Raw genomic sequence first — 19,848 nt, 5'->3', positions numbered from 1 at the left:
CTGAAGCGAAGAAGGAACGCTCATCGTCGCGGTCGTGTATCGACTCGTCGCATTCGGTCAGGTCACCTTCGATCATCTCCACCGAACGGTGGACGCGGCACCCGCGCAGGCATCGTAGGACCAAGGCAACTCAGGGAGAGACTTCGTCATGGTGGATGGTGATACTGCGGTGTTCGAGGTCCAGCTGCCAACGCAATGGAAATCTCGAATTCGACTGCGAGACGACAGGGCCGTAGCGCTCGCGGCCGCCAGGGTCGGTGCTGTGGCACATCGCGTGCTCGTCAGCGGCACCGTGACGATGCACGACTACGAGACCTTCGGTTCGGATGGGGAAGGTACCTTCGGCTTCTCCCAAGAGTCGCTGGTGTCCGCCGACGGACCTGGGACGGTGCTGCTGACGTGGCAACAAGGCTTCGGCGGAGAGGAGAGGACGGAAATCGACATAGTCGGGGTGCTCAACTCGGCCACCGGCGCCTGCCAGGCAACGATCAACGTGCGCTTCTACGAGGGAGCAAGCGAGGGAACGACGGAACTCGAGGACAGCCGATCCTTCGTCTCCATCGTTCCTGAAGGAAGGCTGGCCAACTTCGATCTGAGACTGGCGAACGACGAGGACGACTGGGCGCGGGTTCTTGGAAGCATCTCCAACTCCACGATCTGAGGCCCGCTCGCACCGGTCGAAGGTGCAATCCAGCCCTGTCGGGAGTCCGTCCATGGTCATGCTGCCCTTCAACTATCCCTTCATCGCCGACGAGATCGTACTCGGGCCCGAGCATCAGGCCTTCTACAATGACTACGTCGGCAGCGGATCGGTCTTCTTCCTGGCGAGGGTGATCCGCTACGCCGGCGGCCTTCCCGACAACAGCTTCCGCGCGCAGACGGGTCGACAAGTCCTCTTCTTCGCGGATCTGTTCGAGGGAGGTGGGCTGCTGATCGACGCCTCCGGTCCGTCACCGAAGCCGGAAACCCAGGGACTACCGGGCGACGGTGGGACTCCGGGCAGACATCACCTGACCGGCGCGTGGAGCCCGCTTCCGGGAGGTGCCGGCGGCACCGGCCAGCCGGGTCGCGAAGCGGGGCGATCGGGAACTCCTGTGACGATCATGTGCCGCGAGATCCGCAACCTGCGGGTGTCCGCGGCGGGGGGCACAGGCTCACAGGGCGGGCAGGGTGGTCGGGGCGGCAACGGAGTCGAAGGCAAGATCGTCCGGCCAGGAGGCGAGCCCGAGATCGCCGAGGGTAGCCGCGGCGGCCCCGGCGGCAGTGGGGGCCCCGGCGCTCCGGGGGGCGCCGCCGGAAAGATCGTGACGATCAGCGTCGCTGCTCCACAGGACTGCGCCATGGACGGGTCGGGGGGCCCAGGGGGCCCAGGAGGGCCGCCCGGGCCGCGGGGCAAGGACGGCAAGTACGCGCTCGACGAGCTGCCCGGGCCGAACGGCAGCGGCGGCCCCGCCGGGCCGGTCGGCACCGCCGTCGCGCCGGAGATCTACACTCTTTCCGAGGCCGACTATATCGCTGGACTGCGTCCTCACCTCGGGGCCTACGCAAATCACTGGGCTCCCTTTCGCCTTTCGATGGGCGAGTGGCACTATCGCCGCTTCCACTCCGACGACGGGTCGAGCGAAGGCGCACTGGCGGTCGTTGAGCTGGATCGTGCCCTTGAGCTTCAGTACGACAATCGACGCGCGAACCAGCTGCGCGAGCAGCTTCTTGGCCTGCCCGTCACCGATCCAGAAAGCGGGCGCGCAGTATGGACCGGCGGCGGCCTCAACGTCCTCGGTCTCCCGCGTAATCTGGACCTGCTTCCCAAGTTCCAGGACTATCAGGAGGCGTACGTCCAGTTCGCAGACCTGTCGCTCGGCCTCTTCTCGACCACCGTCGATGCGGAGCTCAGCGCCGAGCAGCAGGCGAGCCTCGTTCACGTCGCAGAGAACCAGATCGGTCAGGCACAGCAGGTCGCGAGCGAGGCGAAGCGCCAGCAGGAGATCTCCGCCAAGGAGCTGACCCAGGCTCGCGACGAGTTCGACTATCGACAGGCCGAACTTGCCCGTCTCAACGGCGAGGTGAACGCCGCGCTCGAGGAGATGGAGAAGGAGAAGATGAAGGTCGGCGGCGTGTTCACCACCGTCGCCGCGGTCGCCGGGGCGGTCATCAGCGTGATCGGCGCCATACCCAGCGGCGGAGCGAGCCTGGTGGCCATCGTGCCTTCTCTCATGGCGCTCAGCAAGTCGGTGGTCGATAGCGCGGGGCCGATCGCGCATGAGCTGTTCAAGGGCAAGCAGCCTCCGCCTACCGAAGCGGTGTCGAAGGCGGCACAGCAGTTCGGCAAGCAGGCGCAGGACCTCGTGAAGGCGGGCCACACGATCGCCGACTTCATCGACGTGGTGAACAAGATCGGTGACGGCATCACGCCCGACAACGCCAAGCACGCCGGTCTGGTCAAGGAAGCGGCGGTCGCCGCGCACGCGCTCCTGCTTTCGCAGAACGATGTCGCTATCGCCGAGCTGCGGGCGAAGTCCGCCGAGGCGACTGCGGGCGAGGCCAATCAGCTCGTCGCCAGTATCACGGACGCGAGAAACGAGATCAGCAACTCCGTCGTGAGCCTGCGCCAGCTGGCCCTCCAGAGTCTGGCGGTTGCGCTGAGCAGAATGGACGTGATCCTCGACGCAGCCTTCCGGGCGCAGCGCGCGGTCGAGATCGTGACCAGACGCGACGAGACGCGAAGCATCGCCTTCGACTCCGGCATGATCCATCCGGAGACGCAGCGACGTTACTGGGAAGGCCGAGTCGACGGAGCCACGATGCTGCGCGAGCTTCAGGATGCCTGGGGCAAGCTACTGCTGCCCGCGACGCTCAGCCAGCACTTCCTACAGGTCACCGGCGATGCGGCACGCGACCACGACGTCCTTCGGCTCTCGATCAACGATCCTGCGCTTCTCGCGGACTTCCGCGCGACGCGCACGCTCCGCTTCATGGTCGATCCGGCCCCTCGCGGGCGCCTGGAAGCCAAGGCACGCAACGTCGCAGTGGCGCTGGTCGGCGCACGGACTCGCACCGGCACGATCTCCAGCGAGATCACGCACGGTTCCCGCTACGAACAGCGGATTGGCGGCAGTGCCGACCTCGACGCCGACATGCTTCTGGAACGTACCAGCACGCGACTGACCGACGTCGAGCCGCTCGACGCCTCGCTCGTCAGCGACGCCGAATTCCTCCATACCGAGCCGGACGCGCTGGCGTTCTGGGGGCGCGGCGTCGGCGGCACATGGACCCTGGCAGTTCCGGACGATGAGGCCAGCAACCAGAAACTCGATCTCACAGATCTTGCCGAGGTACAAATCTGGATTGCGTACCAATTCCTCAGGTGAGCGGTCTCAGGGGCGGAGTGTCGCGGAGCAACTCGCGAATAGTCAGGTGGACAGAGGTGTTCGTGGCCAGGTGCAGATTAGGGACAGTGCGCTAATATGGGTACGGCTGCAGCCGAGCAGGCAGTGAGACGCGGAGCCGTTCGCCGCGGCGGAACGACGAACACCTATGACTAAGCGCGCTGATCTGGGCGTGGCGGTCGCTCGCTCGAGCAGGAATACGACTACGTGCGGTATCTGGCAAGTTACCGTCACCGCCCCACGCCGCGTAGTCACCTGGGTATTGTGGAGCGTTGCCCGCTGATACTTCACGCGGCGCTTGATTTGGTAAGGTAGCCGCTCGTCTACCATCGAGCGAAACAATGGCGAAAGCGGTTCTTTGCGACCGTATCGGGATCCAATAGCGGTCGTTCCCGATGCCCTGACCGCTCCCCAACCCCGGTCTTTCGTTCATACCCGCAATCGACGCCCTGCGTGTTTCCGCGAGGGCGTTGGGTTGGCCTTAATTGAGCGCTTAGGAGCATGCCGGTGGGTGACTGCTTGGGCGCTCGCGGACGCAAGCTCACCGCCACCCGATCTTTGCGTCAGCCCACCGCAGAAAGGACAGTTCGCCGCCAAGCAGGTCTGTGCTGGGGGCAGAGGAACGCCGGCTCTGTAGTCGCTCCTGCGATCGAGATGTATGGTGCTGCCGGGGCTCATCGGCACCGGCCTTCTTTTCCTCGTGATGCAGCGCCTTCACTTCTGGCTCATCGAGAAGACTCTGCGTCGGGGTGACAGCTAACCCGTCTCGCGGCGAGTCGCCAACGCTCCCGGTCGGACCTACCTTGAGCGTCTGACATTGGGCGAAGCGGGACGTCAGCTCTCGGTGGTGCTTCGCTGAGGTATCTGTCAGTCTCGTCGTCAACGCCTATCGGAGACTCGACATGCGCCTCGTGCCTGCGTCCACCGTCGGCCTCGTCCTGGTACTGTCGTCACCGTCTCTCGCCCAAACTCAGCCCTTGAAGGCGGCGGAAGCCGCGCTGGCCGCTCTCGACATGCAGCAGAAGGGGATGGTTGCCCGCGCCGACGTCGGCGCGCTGGACGCCTTGTCCGCGCCTGGACTGACGATCAACGCCCCCACCGGTCGCGTCCTCACCCGCGCGCAGTTCCTTGCGATGATGCGCGACGGCCGCATCGGCGCGGAGGACTTTGACCGCACGATCGAGAGCGTTACCGTCGACGGCGACCTCGGCGTTGTGATGGGGCGCGAGGTCTTCACGCCCACCCCGCAGAGCGAGCTCGGCCGCACCTACGGCGCGGTCCCGCTCGATCGCCGCTACACCAACGTGTACCGCCGGGAGGGCGGCAGATGGCGCTGGTTCGCGCGGCACGCGAACGTCGTGGCGAAGAGGGCAGCGGAAGCCCGCTAGTGGGCGTTGCGCCCACCTGCCCTCTCGCGCCGAGGACCCAGAAGCGGCCACTCCCGGCGCCCTGCCCGGCTCCCAAGTCCGGACGCCCATTCATCTCTGCAGCCGATACGCATTATGCGCCGCAAAGCCGTTGGCCTGGTCGGGTTTGGCAGGAATGTGGACACGCTGCTACTCCTTGCTTCAGACCTGTGCGGCCATCGTGCGCGCCACAGCGGCTGCGCTTATACCTTCGAGCGCAAGCCCATAGCCGGCGCCCTCATCGATCAGGCGGCGGAGCGGCTGCGTGATCGCGATGCGCGTGTAGCGGCCGGTGAGCGGCGGCAGCGCGGCGATGCCGTCGGCGATCTCGTGTGCGCGGGTGAGCAGTCGATCGGCGGGCACGATCTCGTTGACCGCACCATATTGCTGGGCGGTTTCGGCATCGAGCTGCTGGCGCGTGAGCAGGAAATAACGACCGCGAACCGAGCCGATCACATGCGGCCAGAGCAGGTGTACGCCGTCGCCTGGCACGATGCCGAACTCGAAGTGCGGCTTGTCCTGGAACACCGTCTCCGGCGTGGCGAGGATGATGTCGGTTAGCAGCGCATATTCGCTGTGGAGCAGCACCGGGCCGTTGATCGCGCTGATCATCGGCACCTCGATGTCGAGGATGTTGGAGAGCACCTTGCGGCCCTCACGCAGGATCTTGTCGTAACCCTGGGGGCTGAAGAAGTCGAAGCCTTCGGGATCGATCGTATCCATGAAGGCGTCGCCGGTGCCGGTCAGGATCACCGCGCGAGTGCCGGGATCCTCGCCGATCTGATGGAACAGCTCGACGAACTGCTCGTGCGTGTGGCCGCTGAAGACGAGCTTGCCGCCGTCGGTGTGGAGCGCGACCTCGAGCACGCCATTGTCCTTGCGGCTCAGGCGGGCGTTGGGGAAGGCGTCGCGATAGGTGTCGAACTTGGCCATGGTGCTGATCCTCGATCCTGCGGCCGCGGGAAGCGGCGGCGTCAGGATCAGCTAGGCGGGTTCGCGGCGGCGCGGACGATGGCGCGAGGCGATAAGGCTTATGCCACCGCGGAATAGACGCCGTCGAGCGCCGCCTCGACGAAGCTCGCAAAGGCACGCGCCTTGGCGCTGGCCATGCGGCCGCCCGGGAAGACCGCCCAGAGGTCGATCGGCGGCAGCGACCAGTCCGGCAGCACGCGCACGACCGCGCCGCTGGCGAGCTCGGGTCCGAACATCCAGTCCGATCCGATCGTCAGCCCCATGTCGGCGAGTACCGCCGCGCGCAGCCCCTCGGCCGCATTCACTCGCACCCGGCCGCGCACCGTGACGGACGCTTCCGTTCCCGCACGCGTGAACGACCAGGCATCGGTCAGCTGGGTGTAGATGATCGTCTCATGCGCCGCGAGGTCGGCGGGGCTTCGCGGCTGGCCGGCGCGCGCGAGATAGGAAGGCGTCGCGAACACCGAGCGGCCGCCGGTCGCCAGCTTGCGCGCGACGGCCGACGAGTCCGGCAGCGCACCCATCCGCAGCGATACGTCGATGCCCTCGGCGATCAGGTCGATCACGCGGTCGTCGAGGATGACGTCGATTTCGAGCTCGGGATGCGCATCGAGGAAGCGCGGCAGCAGCGGCAGGATATAAAGGCGCGCGAAGGTGGTCGCCGCCGAGATGCGCAGACACCCCGAGAGCCCCGCGCCGGCGCCGCGTGCGGCCAGCTCCGCTTCGTCCGCCTCGCGGATGGCGGCCTTTGCCCGCTCGTAGAAGCGCATGCCCGCTTCGGTCGGCGTGAGGCGATGCGTCGAGCGCGTCAGCAGGCTGACCTGAAGCCGGCCCTCCAGCTGCGCGATCGTCTTCGACACGGCCGGCTGGCCGACGTTGAGCTGACGCGCGGCGGCGGAGAAGGAGCCCGTATCCACCACGCGCACGAACGCCGCCATCGCCTGATATCGGTCCACCTCATTCCTCCTTGGAATGAGCGTTATCGCTTCGACGCGGCTGCTCTGTCGAGGGGCGACGGTGCATCTCCTCCTTGCCCGGCGATGCCGCCGCCCCGAGGAGAAGACCCCGTGACCCTGCAAGCCAAGCTCGATGCGTTCAAAGCCGATTTCGACGCGGGCAAGCCGCCCTACAATGTGCCGCCCTCCGTCATCGAGACGATGCGCCGCGCGACCGCCGAGCTGATCGCGAGCGGCGCCGCAGCTCGCGCGCTCAAGGCCGGCGACAAGGCGCCCGCCTTCACGCTGAACGATCCCGAAGGCCAGCCCGTCTCGTCCGCCGACCTGCTGGCGAAGGGGCCGCTGGTGATCAGCTTCTATCGCGGCGTCTGGTGCCCCTATTGCAACTTGGAGCTGCAGGCGCTCCAGGTCGAATTGCCCGCGTTCGAGCAGCTTGGCGCGAGCCTGGTCGCGCTCTCGCCGCAGACAGCGGTGAACAGCCGCAAGTCGGTGCGCCAGAACGCGCTCGGCTTCCCGATCCTGTCGGACACGCACAACAACGTCGCGGATGCCTTCGGCCTGCGCTTCGAACTGCCCGACTATCTTGTCGAACTATATAAGGGGCTGAAGAACGACCTGCCGGCATTCAACGGCGATCCGAGCTGGACGCTGCCGATGCCCGGTCGCTTCGTGATCGGCCAGGACGGGACGATCCTCTACGCCGAGGTCAACCCAGACTATACCCGCCGCCCCGAGCCCGAGGCCATGCTGCCGGCGCTCCGCCGCGCCACCAGCGTCGTCGCCTGATCCCTCATGCCCCGGCCAGCGAAGCGGCCGGGGCACCCCCAAGGAGTCTCGCGTGCCCCGCACATTCCTCATCACCGGCGCCAGCAAGGGCATCGGCCTCGCGCTTGCGCATCGCCTGATACGCAGCGGGCATGAGGTCGTTGGCCTCGCCCGTGGCGAGGCTCCGCACTTTCCGGGCACGCTGGTCCAGGTCGATCTCGCCGATGGCCGCCAGAGGGACGAGGCGCTCGACGATCTGGTCGGCCGATTTGCCTTCGACGGCGTCGTCAACAATGTCGGGCTCGTCCGGCCGCAGCGTCTCGGCGCGGTGGAGATCCCGGCGCTTGAAGAGGTCATGCAGGTCAATCTTCACTCCGCGCTCCAATCCGTGCAGGCGCTGCTCCCCGGCATGACGGCGCGCGGCTGGGGCCGCGTCGTCAACATCACCAGCCTCACCGTTCTGGGCGCGGTCGAGCGCACCGCCTATGCCGCCGCCAAAGCCGCGCTGGTCAGCTTCACCCGAAGCTGGGCACTGGAACTGGCGACGACAGGCATCACCGTCAACGCCGTCTCGCCTGGCCCGACCGAGACCGCGCTGTTCCGCGCCAACAACGCGCCCGGCAGCGACGGCGAGCGCCGCTACCTGGCGGGCGTGCCGATCGGGCGCTTCGGTCAGCCCGACGAGATCGCCGCCGCGATCGCTTTCCTCCTGTCCGAGGACGCGGGCTTCATGACCGGCCAGACCATCCACGTCGACGGCGGCGCCTCGATCGGCAAGGCCGCGTTCTGACCGCGACACTTAATGTGGAGAACAACATGACCGATCAGACTGTCCTCGTCCTTGGCGCATCACGCGGACTGGGTCTTGCGCTCGCCGAGGAATGGCTCGACCGCGGCTGGAACGTCATCGCGACCGCACGCGGCCAGTCGGACGAGCTGAACGCCCTCGCCGAACGCCAAGCCGGCAAGCTCGAGATCGAGAACCTCGACATCAACGACGCCGACGGCGCGCGGGCCTTGCGCGATCGTTTGGACGGCCGACGCCTCGACGTCCTCTTCGTCAACGCCGGCATCGCGCGCGCGATCGAGGCGACCCCTGCGACGGCAAGCGAGCGCGATTTCCTCGACATGATGCTGACCAACGCCTTCTCGCCCGTCCGCGCGGCCGAGCTTCTGCGCGACCTCGTGCCTGCTGGCGGAACAATCGCCATCATGACCTCGGAACTCGGCAGCATCGCGAATGCGAACGGCGGCTGGCAGCTCTATTCGTCAAGCAAGGCCGCGCTCAACATGCTGATGAAGGGCTATGCCGCCAAGAACGCTGGCGACAAGCACACGCTGCTGCTCGTCGCTCCGGGCTGGGTCCGCACGGACATGGGCGGCAGCGGCGCATCGCTCTCCATCGAGGAGAGCATCCCGCTGGTCGTGGACATGATCGAGGCGAACCGTGGAACGCCGGGGCTGCGCTATGTCGATCGCTTCAACAAGCGGCTACCTTGGTGACCCATAGTCGGTCACTCAGGCGCCCCTCCCCGCTTCCCAACTCCGGCCGCTCGTTCACCTCGCCGCTCGAGCCTTTCGGGCGTTGCGCGCAGCTGTCCGGCCGGGCTGATTTGGCAGGTAAGCGGAATGGCTGCTTGCAGCTCGCCTCGCAGAACAGTTGGCGACGTTGAGCAGGTGAGCCGGCCGGGCCATGGAGATTTGCGCGCGCGCGTATCTGTCTCCCTCGTTTCTTCGACACTCGCGTTGGTCAGTGCGAGGCCGATCCTCGCTGGCGGGCCCTCCGGCGACGTCGGTGCGGTCACGTCCTCGATCTCGAACCTGTCTCGTCCCAGCTCCTTGGCCCTGTACAGCGCCCGATCTGCCCTCGCGATCGCCGTATGAAGCGGCTCTCCTTGAGGCGAGGACGTGACACCCGCGCTGGAGCGCACCTGGATCCCCGCCCCCTTGGCCTCGACCTCCTGCGGAAGCCTGCCGCGGACTCCCTCGAGAACTTTCATCGCGTGGGCTGCAGACCGATGCCGGGAGACCATGACGAACTCCTCGCCTCCCCACCGTGCAACCACGTCGTCCTTGCCGGCGCTGGCGGCGAGCAGCGCGGCGAAGTGCTTGAGCACCTCGTCGCCGACGTTGTGACCGTACCTGTCGTTTATGGCCTTGAAATGGTCCACGTCGAGCAGAGCCACTGTGAAAGCGGTGCCAAAACCTTCTCTGGAAAGCAGGTTCCGCTCGCGACCGGTCAGGCATCGACGGTTCAGCAAGCCGGTGAGCGGATCTGTATCTGCGACACGCGATAGCGTTCGCCTGTGGCCGACGCCCATAACGAGCATCGTACCCAGCATGGTGAGGCCGGCTGCCGCCGACCAGGCGAGTTGCCGGTAAGGCGTTAACGCGACTTATCGCCTGTGAGCACGAGTGCCGGCGATACGGCCTTTGTAGGAGAACGCCGCGCATTGCCGCGCCCAGGTTGGCGAGCGGGGTGTTAGCGCACCATTCGCGAGGTAGTCCAGCTTCTCACGATCTTAATCTGTCGCGGTCAAGGTCGAGCGCGATATGCCTTCGCCGCTCCTAGACCACGCGCCTCAACACGAAGACTCCTATGTCGAGCGGGTCGCTAGCCTGTTCGCGACAAGAATGCCCGCGACCATCATGAGCGCGCTCTTTTTGCTGGTGGCCACGCTTGTGTCGTTGCGCTCGCGCGATGGCGCCGCGTCGCTGCTCCTTGGCCTCGGCGTGGCAGCCAGCGGCTGGCGGCTACGGCTCCTCTACCGTGGCCGAGCGCGCTGCGCCGCAGCGGCCCTGTCGAGGGCTGACGCGCGCGAGCTTGAGCGACGGTTTGGCGCGTCCTACCTCGCCTTCGCCGTGCTGTTCGGCTGCTTCGCGGCGCGCGCGCTGATGCTGCCCATCCCATCGCTTCACCTGCCAGTCGCGATCCTCGTCGTAGGCTATGCCGCAGGCGCCGTAGCCACCACGGCCTTACGGCCGCTGATCGCCGGTGGAAGCGTCCTCTTGGGTGTCCTGCCACCCGTCCTTGCCTTGGCCTTCCGGGCGGAGCCCGACCATGCGGTCGCGGCGCTATGCCTCATCGCGCTGCTGACTGGCGGGCTTCGCAGCCTCACGAAGCGCCACCTTGCACAGGAGCGGCAGTCAGCCACAAGTTCTGCCTTCGCAGCGCTCGCGCGGCGCGACCACCTGACCGGCTTGATGAACCGCTTCGCGCTCGCAGAAGCGATCGCAGGCTTTAATCGCGCCGGTCCGTCCGCGGGCAGCTATGCGCTGCACTACCTCGATCTCGACGGCTTCAAGCAGATCAACGATCAACTCGGCCATGCTGCGGGCGACGCGCTCCTCTGTGCCGTTGGAGAACGCCTGACCGCCTCTGCGCAACGCGGTGACGCTGTCGCGCGTCTCGGTGGAGACGAGTTCGTCGTCATGCAAGTCGATGCCTCATCGTCGACGGTGGTCGCCGAACGGGCCGATGACATCGTTCGTTGGCTGAGCGCTCCTTACCGGATCAACGGAAAGGTCGTCAGTGTCGGCGCCAGCATCGGTTCAAGCCGATCGTCGAGCCGCGCCTGCGAGATGAACTCCCTTCTTGAGGAGGCAGACGCGGCGCTCCGCCACAATAAGCTGTCGCGCGATCAGCGCCGATCATGGCCCTACGGTTATCAGCTTTTCGCGCGCGCTTAAGCTGTTATCTCGATCAGCTTGTTGAGGATCGGGGCTGTTGACCGACTGGGTCGACGATATTGAAAGGGCCCGTGATCCAAAGGCGTACCATGCGGATGACGTCGCTTCGATGGCGCCGCTGCGCGTGGCCGCACGCAGTTCCGAGGCGACGCATTCAGTTATTCTAGTGTCCAATGCCAAGGATCGCGCCTCCGATCAGGATACCGCTCGGACCGCGAGCCGACATCGTGAAGCCGAGCTCGCTCGCATCGTCGCCATACAAGCCGCCGGCGACCGCCCCGTACTGAATCATGTTCCCGGTGCCAGTCACCTGGATCGAGCGTGTGACCAACTTGCCGCGGACGATGTCTGCAACGAAGTCGATCGTCAGCACGGTCCCACGATGATCGACCGTTCATATCGCGACAGTTTGACCAGCCCGGTCACGTATGGCTGCGCGCCATCGAAGGAGACGTTGAGGACGCAGTCACCCACTAAGCGGCTCGACGCCTCGCCAGTCGGGTACACCGTGCCGAATAGCTCACCAACGTAACGTGCGCTTCCCTTCTGCGGGACGGAGCTCGTCAGCGTATTCGAACCGAAGACGCGTATGCCGCGGAAGTTTGGGCTGCCAACCTCCAGCAGGCGGGCGTGCTTGGGCAGCATACCGGTGGCGCTGGTGCCCGGGAGCTTTTCGACGGTTTCTTCGAGTGGCATAGTGAGCGGCTCGGAGTCACTCGGCGACGCCCACATGAACACCGGCATCTGTCGCGGTAGCGTCCCCAACTGCGTGAATCGCAGAACGGAGGATGCCTGAAAGGTCGCTGGCGACGCTGAAATGCTGATGCAACTGTGCGAGCCGAAGCCACTCGCCCTGATCGTTTCGTTTCCATCCAGGCGAAGGTCTTCGAAGCGTCTAGCTGCCGGCGCGTGCGGATCCGACACGGTGACGGGGGAGGAGCTTCCCGCGGGGATCGACATCTGAAGCACGCCCGACGCGTCGGTGTCGACACCAACCTCGACCGTGGTGAAGCTGAGCGCTTTCGGAGTCGGCGCTGGCGTCGGCGGCGGGGTTGGCGCGGGCACCGATGCCTCGGTTGGGGCGGGTGCACAAGTGGACGCCCGCCCCGACCCCGCCGCCGTGCGCTGCGGTTGCTAGACAAGCAGTTAACATTAAGCTTTGCTTGAAAACGACACGCTGTCGATGGCAATGGGTCAAGGCATCCTCCTGACAGGAGCCATGACAAGCCGCAGCCATTGCTTGGTTAACGGGAATGTCATGTCCGATTGAAGTCGGAGATGTTGCTCAAGACTACCATCGGAGGCGACACTCATAGCTGCCATCAGCGCCTTAGGAGTTGCGCCCGGCCGTCGGTCGGCAATGATCGAAGGCAGGCTTCTTGCGCTCCCGTCCAGGCGCAGACCTCGTTCGCAGACGCTAGCGACCCAAAAGCAGTCATTCCCAGCGCCCTGCCCGCAGCCCAACTTCGGCCATCCGTTCATCTCTGCGCAGCTGGCCTGGTAAATACGCGGCAGCTTTCCCAGTTCTTCATAGCTTTCGGTCGAGACTGAGGCTCATGTGTCGGTTGGACGAGGGCGTGTGGTGCCTTTCAGAAGATTGGCATGCCCGGCGAGTCTCCGCCGCGGACGACGAACGCTTTCATATCGACCGATGCTGTGTTGCGAAAACCATGCGGCAAACCGACAGGTACGCTGAGCGTGTCGCCCGCACCCATGATGATGGCGCCCTGATCCCAGCTGACCTCCAGCGTGCCCTCGTGCACGAACAGGACCTCGACCTCGGACCTGGCGTGTAGCGGTACATAGGCGCCCGTCGTCATCGTCAGCCGGCGCAGATTGAAGCCGTGTGGCCACCAGCCCGCGATCGGACCTTCCGGAAAACCGTCGCCGGTCGCCATCGGGGTGATCACACCGGCTTCCTCTATTCCCTCGCTTGCCAGCGGCGAGCGAGGATTAGCGATCATGTCCTCCGCGGCGGCCACACATTGGAGCATCTTCTCCATCGGTGGGGTTTTCAGTTCAGACGCGGCCTCGGCTCCTGTCGCCTCGGCCAGCTCCACGTCCTCCAAGGTGTACTCGCCGCGCGACGTGTCGATCAATCGCCCTCCCTTCGCCAGCTTGAGACCATGGTCCGACGCCGCCTCGAACACCGCCGGCGCCCAAGTGACCTTCCCAGGATCATCCTCGCCCAGCACCGTGAAGAGGAAGCCGACCCCCTCGTCGAGCTTCTCGAAACCTCGAAACATGTGGATCGGCACCGAAGCCACGTCGCCCGGACCGATCTCGATGGATCCGTCCTCCTTGTTGGGTCCAAACGGCAAGCGCCAGCGACCGGAGTGGACGACGAACACCTCAGCGGTGTCATGACTGTGCTGCGAGTTGACGCAGCCGAACGGCTGACGCGCGGCACCGATGTTAAAGCCGTGGCGCTCCGTGATGTGAACGTGCTGGTCGGTGCTCTCCGAGACGCCCGCGCCGATGATCGTGAAGTTCTCCTTCTCGGTCGATCCCGGCGTACGGGTGTCGATGAACGCGGTTCGGCACGGCACCAGATCGGCATAGCGCACCAGGCGAGCCTTCATGGCGTCCTCAGTCCAGTTCACATCCATCTCCGCCGCTATGGAAAACGTCTTGCATCCGAATGCACAATAGCTAGACCACTCGCGATCGGCATGCAAGACGACTCCTCCGGAGGCATGAAGGACGACGTGAAAACCATCCCGCAGCCCGCTCCGGGGCAGACATCGACGGCCCCTGTGCCGCTCGTGCTGCTGCCGGGCACGCTGTGCGACGAACGCCTCTTCGCTCCTTTGCTGTCGCGGCTGGACGAGCGCTTTACGCTGACGCCACCGATCGATGGCGACGATCCGATCGCCCTCGCCCGGCAGCTGCTCGCGCGCTTGCCGGCGCGTTTCGCCCTTCTCGGCTTTTCGCTCGGCGGCCTGGTAGCGCTCGAGCTCGCGCTGATGGCGCCTGACCAAGTCGTCGGACTGGCGTTGTTGAACAGCAACGCGCGAGCCCGGGCGGTCGACGCGCCGCCTCACCCCGGCCCCCCTTCAGCCGCCATCGCCGAGCTTGCGCCACGCGCCTTCGGCTCGGATCGCGGCGATGACGACGGTCTCCGCGTGCTGCTCGAAGACATGGCGACCACCTTCGACGCGCGAACACACGCGGCGCAGGAGAAGCTCGCCGTCAGCCGAAGCGACAAGCGCCCTGTCCTCACCGAACTGACAATGCCCGCCCTCGTGCTCGGCGGCGCGCAGGACGTACTTTGCCCGCCGGCGCTGCAGCACGAGCTCGCGGAAGGGCTGCCGGACGCGGCGCTGGTCCTGCTTGACGGCGTCGGCCACTTCGCGCCGCTAGAGAGTCCCGGCGATGTGGCGGTCCACGTCGCCACCTGGCTCGCGCGGGTCGATCACGCCGCAGCCTCTGCTAACCTGCCATCAACGACGTGTCGCACAGGAGACGAGATGACCAAGGCCGCACCGCACGATCAGTCCAGCCAACCGCCCGCGACGGATGACGGCCAGCAGAACGCCGCCGTCCTTCAGGTCGAGCGCCGCGATTTCACCGAACTGGTCCCTACCGACCGCGAGCGGGTTCAGGGCATGCGCGGCTTCGACCCGATCTACACCGACATCGTTGACTACATCGTCCGCTGCACCCACCGGATCTGGGACGAGCGCGACGTCGGGCTCATCTACACGCACTACACGCACAACTGCGTCGCCTACACTACCATGGGGACGATGTACGACCGCGAGACGCACATCCGCGACACGATCCAGCGCCTCGTCGAGTTTCCGGATCGCCGCGGCCTCGCGCAGCAGGTCATCTGGCGGGGCAACGATCGCGATGGCTTCTATACCAGCCACATGACGCACGGACAGGGGCGGCATTCGCAATACGGCATGTACGGCAAGCCGACCGGGCGCACCTTCCTGACGCGGACGGTCGCCGACTGCATGATCCTGGAGAACAAGATCTATAAGGAGTGGATCGTACGCGACAACATGGGCCCGGTGATCCAACTCGGCCTGGACCCGCACGCCTATGCGCAGGACATCGCAGTCCGAAAGTTCGAGGCGGGTGAGCCGATCATGGAGGTCGTCGAGAACCGGCGTCTCCTGGGCCAATACCCGCCCGAGACCGACGCGGACACGTCCATCGCTCACAGCGAGGGCGAGGCGCAGCTGCTACGCGACCTCCATCACATCTACAACAAGCGGATGTTCGGGCGCATCCACGAGCTCTACGCACCAAATTGCCAGTGGCACGGACCGCTTATGCGCGAGTATTACGGCGTGGCGGCGGTACTGCAGCAGACGATGCGGCTCATCGCGCTCATCCCGGACGGCTTCTACGTGCCCCAGCACATCTGCTCGGTCGAGAGTGAGGAAGGCGGCACGAAATACGCCATACGCTGGACGCTAGACGGGCATCATCTCGGCTACGGGCCGCTCGGCGCCCCGACCGGCCACCCGCTGTTCGTCATGGGCGTTAGCCATTATCACATCCGCGACGGCAAGATTATCGACGAATGGGCGGTCTACGACGAGCTGTCGATGCTGGCGCAGATCAAGCTCGCGGCCCTGCAGCGCGCTGCCGGCTGACGCGGAGCGGCGTGCGCTCCGGCGCGCGCCGCCTCACTTTTTCTCGATCGGATCGGCAGCCGATGGACGACGGCGACGACATCAGCGCCTTCCTGAGCAGCTGTGAGGCTGGACGGAACAGCGCGGGCGCAGCGGTCGCGGCGTGTCTCGCCCGGATCGCCGCGCACGACCGCGTCGGCCTGTTACTTTCCGCCATGCTCCGCGTCAGCCCGGACGCGCAGGACGTAGCACGCGATCGCGATGGCGCGCGGCGACGGGGCGAGCGGCTGGGCGCCCTTCACGGCGTGCCGATCGCGGTAAAGGACAACATCGACCTGGCTGGAATGCCGACCACCTCGGGCTGCCGCGCTCTCGCCGCCGCCCTGCCTTGGCGAACCGCTCCCGCGCTGGACGTCCTCCTCGCCGCGGGCGCTATCGTGGTCGGCAAGACGAACCTATCGGAATTTTCCTTCGAGATCCGGTCCCGCAGTTCGCTCGGTGGTGACACGCGCAACCCCTTCGCGCCGGCTGTAACGTCGGGCGGTTCCAGCGGTGGCACCGCCGTCGCGGTCGCGGCCGGCTTCGCCTTGGCCGGGCTTGGTACCGACACGGGTGGCTCGATCCGCGTACCGGCCGCCTACAACGGCCTAGTGGGACTGCGACCAACCTGGGGCGTGATCCCGACTGCCGGCGTAGCACCTCTCGCGCCTTCCACAGACACAGTCGGGACGATCACCCGCAGCGTGAACGATGCCGAGACGATATTCGGCCTGCTCGCGGCGCCGACGTCGCTACTGCCGGTCCCCTTCGCCGGCATGCGGGTCGGGATTCTTTCGCAGCTGCTCGGTTCGTCCGCTGAGATCGACGCAGGGATCGACAACGCGATCGCCGCACTGCGCGCCGCAGGGGTTGAGGTCGCCGTGGCGCCGGACCTGCCGAACGAGGTCCTGCCGCGCGGCGCCCATATCGTGGATGAGGAATTCGGCTCCGCGTTCGATGCTTACCTCGGAAGTAACTTCCGGCCGGGCACCGCTCCCGACTCAGTGGCGGCGGTGATCGCGGAGCGACGCTTTCTCCTCGAGTATGAAGAGGTCCTGCGAGCGCGTGCGGCACCGCGAAGCAATTCGGTCAGAGCCGCTATACTCGCGCTCCACGCCGAGCTAAGAGGCGCCCTGGCCCGAGTGATGGATCGCTACGGCTTCGACGCCCTCCTCTACCCGCCCTCTGCAGTCCTGCCTTCCTCGATGGACAACCCCAAGGGTGGCTGGGCTCCCGAGCTCGCCGCGTGCAGCGGCTGGCCGGCACTCGCTTTGCCGGTAGGACGGACGAGCGGAGGTATGCCGCTATCGGCAGAGCTCCTCGCCCGACCCCACGCGGAAACGACGCTGTTCGCGCTGAGCCGAGTGATCGAGGCGTCCGCCCCCCGCCCTACACCTACACTCTGAGGACCGGCCGCTCGCAGGCGACCGGCCCCGACCGGCTCGTCAGAACCTTACGCCCGCACGTACCCCGTAGGTCGCCGGCGGCCCGTAAGAGACCTGCACGCGCTGGGCACGTCCTACCACGGCGCTCAGCAGAACCGCCCGGTCTGTGACGTTGTTGCCGTAGCCCTCGACGTAGAAACGGCCGCCTGCCTCGGTCCAGCGCAGCGACACATCGAACTTGTCATACGCCTCCTGGAAATCGAGCACGGTGTTGAAGTCCGTCGTGAAATAGCTGCTCGAATGCAACCAGTTGGCGTAGGGCGCGATCGTACCCGCGCTCCCGAGATTGATGTCGTAGTATATCGCGACGGTCGTCTTCAGCTTGGGCGATTGTGGGATGCGGCGCCCCGCCAGATCAAGCGAGACCGGATCCTGCCCGTTCGACGCGCCGAAGAAGTTGTTGCCGCTGATGTAGCGGGTGTACTTACCGTTGAGATACGCCGCTGTGACGTCGATGTGCAGATCCGGCAACGGCAGCGTGCGCACCGTCACCTCCCCGCCATAGCTTCGCGCTCGACCGGCGCTGCCGAAGTACGACACCAGCGGTGTGTACACGTTGATCTGCAGATCGGTGTACTTGTTGTAATAGAGCGCCAGCTCGGTCTGGATGCGTCCGTTCAGGAACTGGTTCTTGATGCCCGCTTCGTAGGCGTTCACCTTCTGAGGCGTGTACGACGCCGGGATCGCGGCATCGCCACCGGTATCGTTGACGCCGCCCGACGCGAAGCCTGTAGAAGCGGTGGCATACACCATCGTCCTGCGATCCGGCGTGTACTGCAGACCGGCCCGCCAGGTCACGCTGTCGAAAGACGGCGAACCGGAGGTGACGCTGTATGGGGTCGTGAACTCGTATGTGTTGGGAATGCCGTCCGCGAAGTCGGCGAAGTCGAACGACTTCTTCTCGTACGAGTAACGAATGCCGCCAATGACGCGCAGCGTCTCGGGCACGATGGCATAGGTTCCCTGCGCGTAAGCGGCATAAGCGTTCGTCTTTAGTGCGGCGTCGGCGCGGAAGCCTGGGACGGTGGAGCCCGGTGCGTCGATCTTCTGCTGGTACGTCTCGAAGATGTCATCGTGCAGGTAGTAGCCGCCGACAATCCACTGGAACGGATCGGTGCTGTTGGAGACCAGCTGCACCTCCTGCGTGAACGTCTTCGCACGCGTGTTGGGCTCCTGCTGCCCCGAACCGAAGCCGATCGCCGGCGCCTGGAAGACCACGCTGCTCTGGTCGTTGTCGGCGCTGCGGTGCGCGCGGAAGAAGGTGTAGCCCGTGATGGATCTCACCGATGCACCGCCGAGATCGTAGCTGATCGTGCCCGAACCATAGTTCTCGCTGAGATGCTCGAATGGCTGATAGTCCCAGTCGTTGGTATAGGGTCCGGGCGTGACCGCCACGCCGACGTCGACGCCGTTCACGAGCACGGAGCCGTTCTTCACCGACGGGTTCACGGCATAGGGCACGCCGTTGATGGATTGGTAGCCCGTCTGCGGATTGATGAGCGTACCCGCTACCTTGTAGCCGTAGGAGCCTGCGCCCGCATCGTCACGACGCCAGAAGCCGCCGTGCAGCTCGATCTCCAACTGACTGTCCGGAGTCCATTTCAGCGAAGCGCGGCCGGCATATTCCTTGAGATCGGCCAGCTCCACGCCGGCGGTGCTGCGGACGTAGCCGTCGTGGTCCTGATAGACACCGGCCACGCGCAGGGCGAGCGTGTCGCTGAGCGGCGCGTTCACGAAACCGTCGACCCGCTGCGAGTTGTAGTTGCCGAAGTCGACGTTCAGCCCGGCCTCGACCTTGTTGGTCGGCGACGCCGTGACGACGCTCAGATTGCCGCCGAAGGTGTTCCGGCCGTAAAGCGTGCCTTGCGGCCCGCGCTGCACCTCGACCCTGGCGATGTCGAAGAGCGGGATGCTCTGCTGCTGCGTGCGGCTCTGGTAGATGCCGTCGATGTAGAAGCCGATCACAGGGTCGTTCTGTGCACTGACCAGGCTCGTGCGTACGCCGCGGATGGCCGGAAACGAATCCGATCCCTGGCTACCCCAGGTGAAGCCCGGCGCGATGAACTCCAGTCGGCCGACATTGTCGGCGTGGAGGCGCTGAAGATCCGCCCCGCTGACCGCCGTGATCGAGATAGGCACGTCCTGCAGCCGTTCGGCCCGGCGCTGCGCCGTGACGATCACGTCGCCGGGCAGGAGATCTCCGGTCTGGTCCGCCGAGGACGATGACTGTTGCGACGCGCTCGCCTCGACCGGCGTCGACGCGGGCGCCTCCTGCGCCGCCGCGGGCACCGTGCCGAGCCCGACCGCAGCAAGAGCCAGCACCGACGCATCTCGAAGCCACAGCATGCTCTTCATCGCCCTTCCCTCCCATTGGCCGACACGCGCCTCCCCAGCGCGACTCTCGGCTCGGCGGGAGAATGCATGCGGATGCATGCCCGGGCAAGTGGGAAGCGGTAGAAAGTTGCTATATATTGCTACCGACTGGCTAAGCGCTGCGGAGGATATCGTCTTCCGACCCGACGGCTCTTCTCGGGTGCACCGACGCAAGCCTGTTTACAACGGAATGCGAATGCAATCTAACGTCTCGAGAGAGGAAC

General features: G+C 65.8%; 16 protein-coding genes. 9 read left to right on the top strand and 7 right to left on the bottom strand.

What is annotated here, in order from left to right; translation table 11 throughout:
* Positions 1-148: 148 nt before the first annotated feature.
* From K7957_RS15600 to K7957_RS15590, 3 genes are all read left to right on the top strand, one after another.
* The gene (locus tag K7957_RS15600; protein ID WP_223013046.1) at positions 149-661 is read left to right on the top strand and encodes a hypothetical protein; all 513 of its coding nucleotides are present in this window, start codon (positions 149-151) and stop codon (positions 659-661) included.
* A 52-nt stretch (positions 662-713) separates the two neighbouring features.
* Complete coding sequence (locus K7957_RS15595; RefSeq protein WP_223013044.1) at positions 714-3,368, top strand: hypothetical protein; 2,655 nt, start codon at positions 714-716, stop codon at positions 3,366-3,368.
* Between the two features lie 920 nt (positions 3,369-4,288).
* Positions 4,289-4,774 (top strand): nuclear transport factor 2 family protein, encoded by a 486-nt coding sequence (locus K7957_RS15590; protein WP_223013042.1) that lies wholly within the window; start codon positions 4,289-4,291, stop codon positions 4,772-4,774.
* 180 nt (positions 4,775-4,954) lie between these two features.
* Here the strand turns inward: K7957_RS15590 and K7957_RS15585 are convergent, their stop codons facing one another.
* Together K7957_RS15585 and K7957_RS15580 are read right to left on the bottom strand one after the other, a co-directional pair.
* The gene (locus K7957_RS15585) at positions 4,955-5,725 is read right to left on the bottom strand and encodes an enoyl-CoA hydratase/isomerase family protein (RefSeq protein ID WP_223013040.1); all 771 of its coding nucleotides are present in this window, start codon (positions 5,723-5,725) and stop codon (positions 4,955-4,957) included.
* Positions 5,726-5,823: 98 nt separating this feature from the next.
* Positions 5,824-6,720 carry a LysR family transcriptional regulator gene (locus K7957_RS15580; protein WP_343228432.1) on the bottom strand — a complete coding sequence of 299 codons (897 nt, stop codon included), beginning with the start codon at positions 6,718-6,720 and terminating at the stop codon, positions 5,824-5,826.
* Between the two features lie 111 nt (positions 6,721-6,831).
* Here K7957_RS15580 and K7957_RS15575 point away from each other — a divergent pair, with 111 nt between their 5' ends.
* From K7957_RS15575 to K7957_RS15565, 3 genes are read left to right on the top strand one after another with little or no spacing between them, the layout of a single operon-like run.
* Positions 6,832-7,506: a peroxiredoxin-like family protein gene (locus K7957_RS15575; protein ID WP_343228431.1), complete on the top strand. Its 675-nt coding sequence runs from the start codon at positions 6,832-6,834 to the stop codon at positions 7,504-7,506.
* Between the two features lie 52 nt (positions 7,507-7,558).
* Positions 7,559-8,275 carry an SDR family oxidoreductase gene (locus tag K7957_RS15570; protein WP_223013036.1) on the top strand — a complete coding sequence of 239 codons (717 nt, stop codon included), beginning with the start codon at positions 7,559-7,561 and terminating at the stop codon, positions 8,273-8,275.
* Positions 8,276-8,301: 26 nt separating this feature from the next.
* Positions 8,302-8,988: an SDR family NAD(P)-dependent oxidoreductase gene (locus tag K7957_RS15565; protein WP_223013034.1), complete on the top strand. Its 687-nt coding sequence runs from the start codon at positions 8,302-8,304 to the stop codon at positions 8,986-8,988.
* An 11-nt stretch (positions 8,989-8,999) separates the two neighbouring features.
* On the opposite strand, the gene K7957_RS15560 is transcribed toward K7957_RS15565, so the two are convergent.
* Positions 9,000-9,827, bottom strand: coding sequence for a GGDEF domain-containing protein (locus K7957_RS15560; RefSeq protein WP_223013031.1), 828 nt, complete (start codon positions 9,825-9,827; stop codon positions 9,000-9,002).
* A 292-nt stretch (positions 9,828-10,119) separates the two neighbouring features.
* On the opposite strand from K7957_RS15560, the gene K7957_RS15555 reads away from it, so the two are divergent.
* Complete coding sequence (locus K7957_RS15555) at positions 10,120-11,175, top strand: GGDEF domain-containing protein (protein WP_223013029.1); 1,056 nt, start codon at positions 10,120-10,122, stop codon at positions 11,173-11,175.
* A gap of 163 nt (positions 11,176-11,338) precedes the next feature.
* Here the strand turns inward: K7957_RS15555 and K7957_RS15550 are convergent, their stop codons facing one another.
* The 3 genes from K7957_RS15550 to K7957_RS15540 form a co-directional block, all read right to left on the bottom strand.
* A complete protein-coding gene (locus tag K7957_RS15550) occupies positions 11,339-11,548 on the bottom strand; it encodes a hypothetical protein (protein WP_223013027.1) in 210 nt (69 codons plus the stop codon).
* Positions 11,542-12,240, bottom strand: a complete 699-nt coding sequence (locus K7957_RS15545) for a hypothetical protein (RefSeq protein ID WP_223013024.1) — start codon at positions 12,238-12,240, stop codon at positions 11,542-11,544. Before K7957_RS15545 ends, K7957_RS15550 begins: the two co-directional genes overlap by 7 nt.
* A gap of 524 nt (positions 12,241-12,764) precedes the next feature.
* On the bottom strand, positions 12,765-13,784 hold the full coding sequence (locus tag K7957_RS15540) for a cupin domain-containing protein (protein WP_223013022.1): 1,020 nt from the start codon (positions 13,782-13,784) through the stop codon (positions 12,765-12,767).
* Positions 13,785-13,871: 87 nt separating this feature from the next.
* Here K7957_RS15540 and K7957_RS15535 point away from each other — a divergent pair, with 87 nt between their 5' ends.
* On the top strand, positions 13,872-15,788 hold the full coding sequence (locus K7957_RS15535; RefSeq protein ID WP_223013020.1) for an alpha/beta fold hydrolase: 1,917 nt from the start codon (positions 13,872-13,874) through the stop codon (positions 15,786-15,788).
* A 62-nt stretch (positions 15,789-15,850) separates the two neighbouring features.
* A complete protein-coding gene (locus tag K7957_RS15530; protein WP_223013018.1) occupies positions 15,851-17,212 on the top strand; it encodes an amidase in 1,362 nt (453 codons plus the stop codon).
* A gap of 39 nt (positions 17,213-17,251) precedes the next feature.
* Here the strand turns inward: K7957_RS15530 and K7957_RS15525 are convergent, their stop codons facing one another.
* Positions 17,252-19,606, bottom strand: a complete 2,355-nt coding sequence (locus tag K7957_RS15525; RefSeq protein ID WP_223013016.1) for a TonB-dependent receptor — start codon at positions 19,604-19,606, stop codon at positions 17,252-17,254.
* Between the last annotated feature and the right edge of the window lie 242 nt (positions 19,607-19,848).

The organism is Sphingomonas yunnanensis, from assembly GCF_019898765.1.
GTDB lineage: Bacteria > Pseudomonadota > Alphaproteobacteria > Sphingomonadales > Sphingomonadaceae > Sphingomonas > Sphingomonas yunnanensis.
The sequence above is the reverse complement of the archived record's forward strand: the minus strand, read 5'-3'. Positions and strand labels throughout refer to the sequence as shown.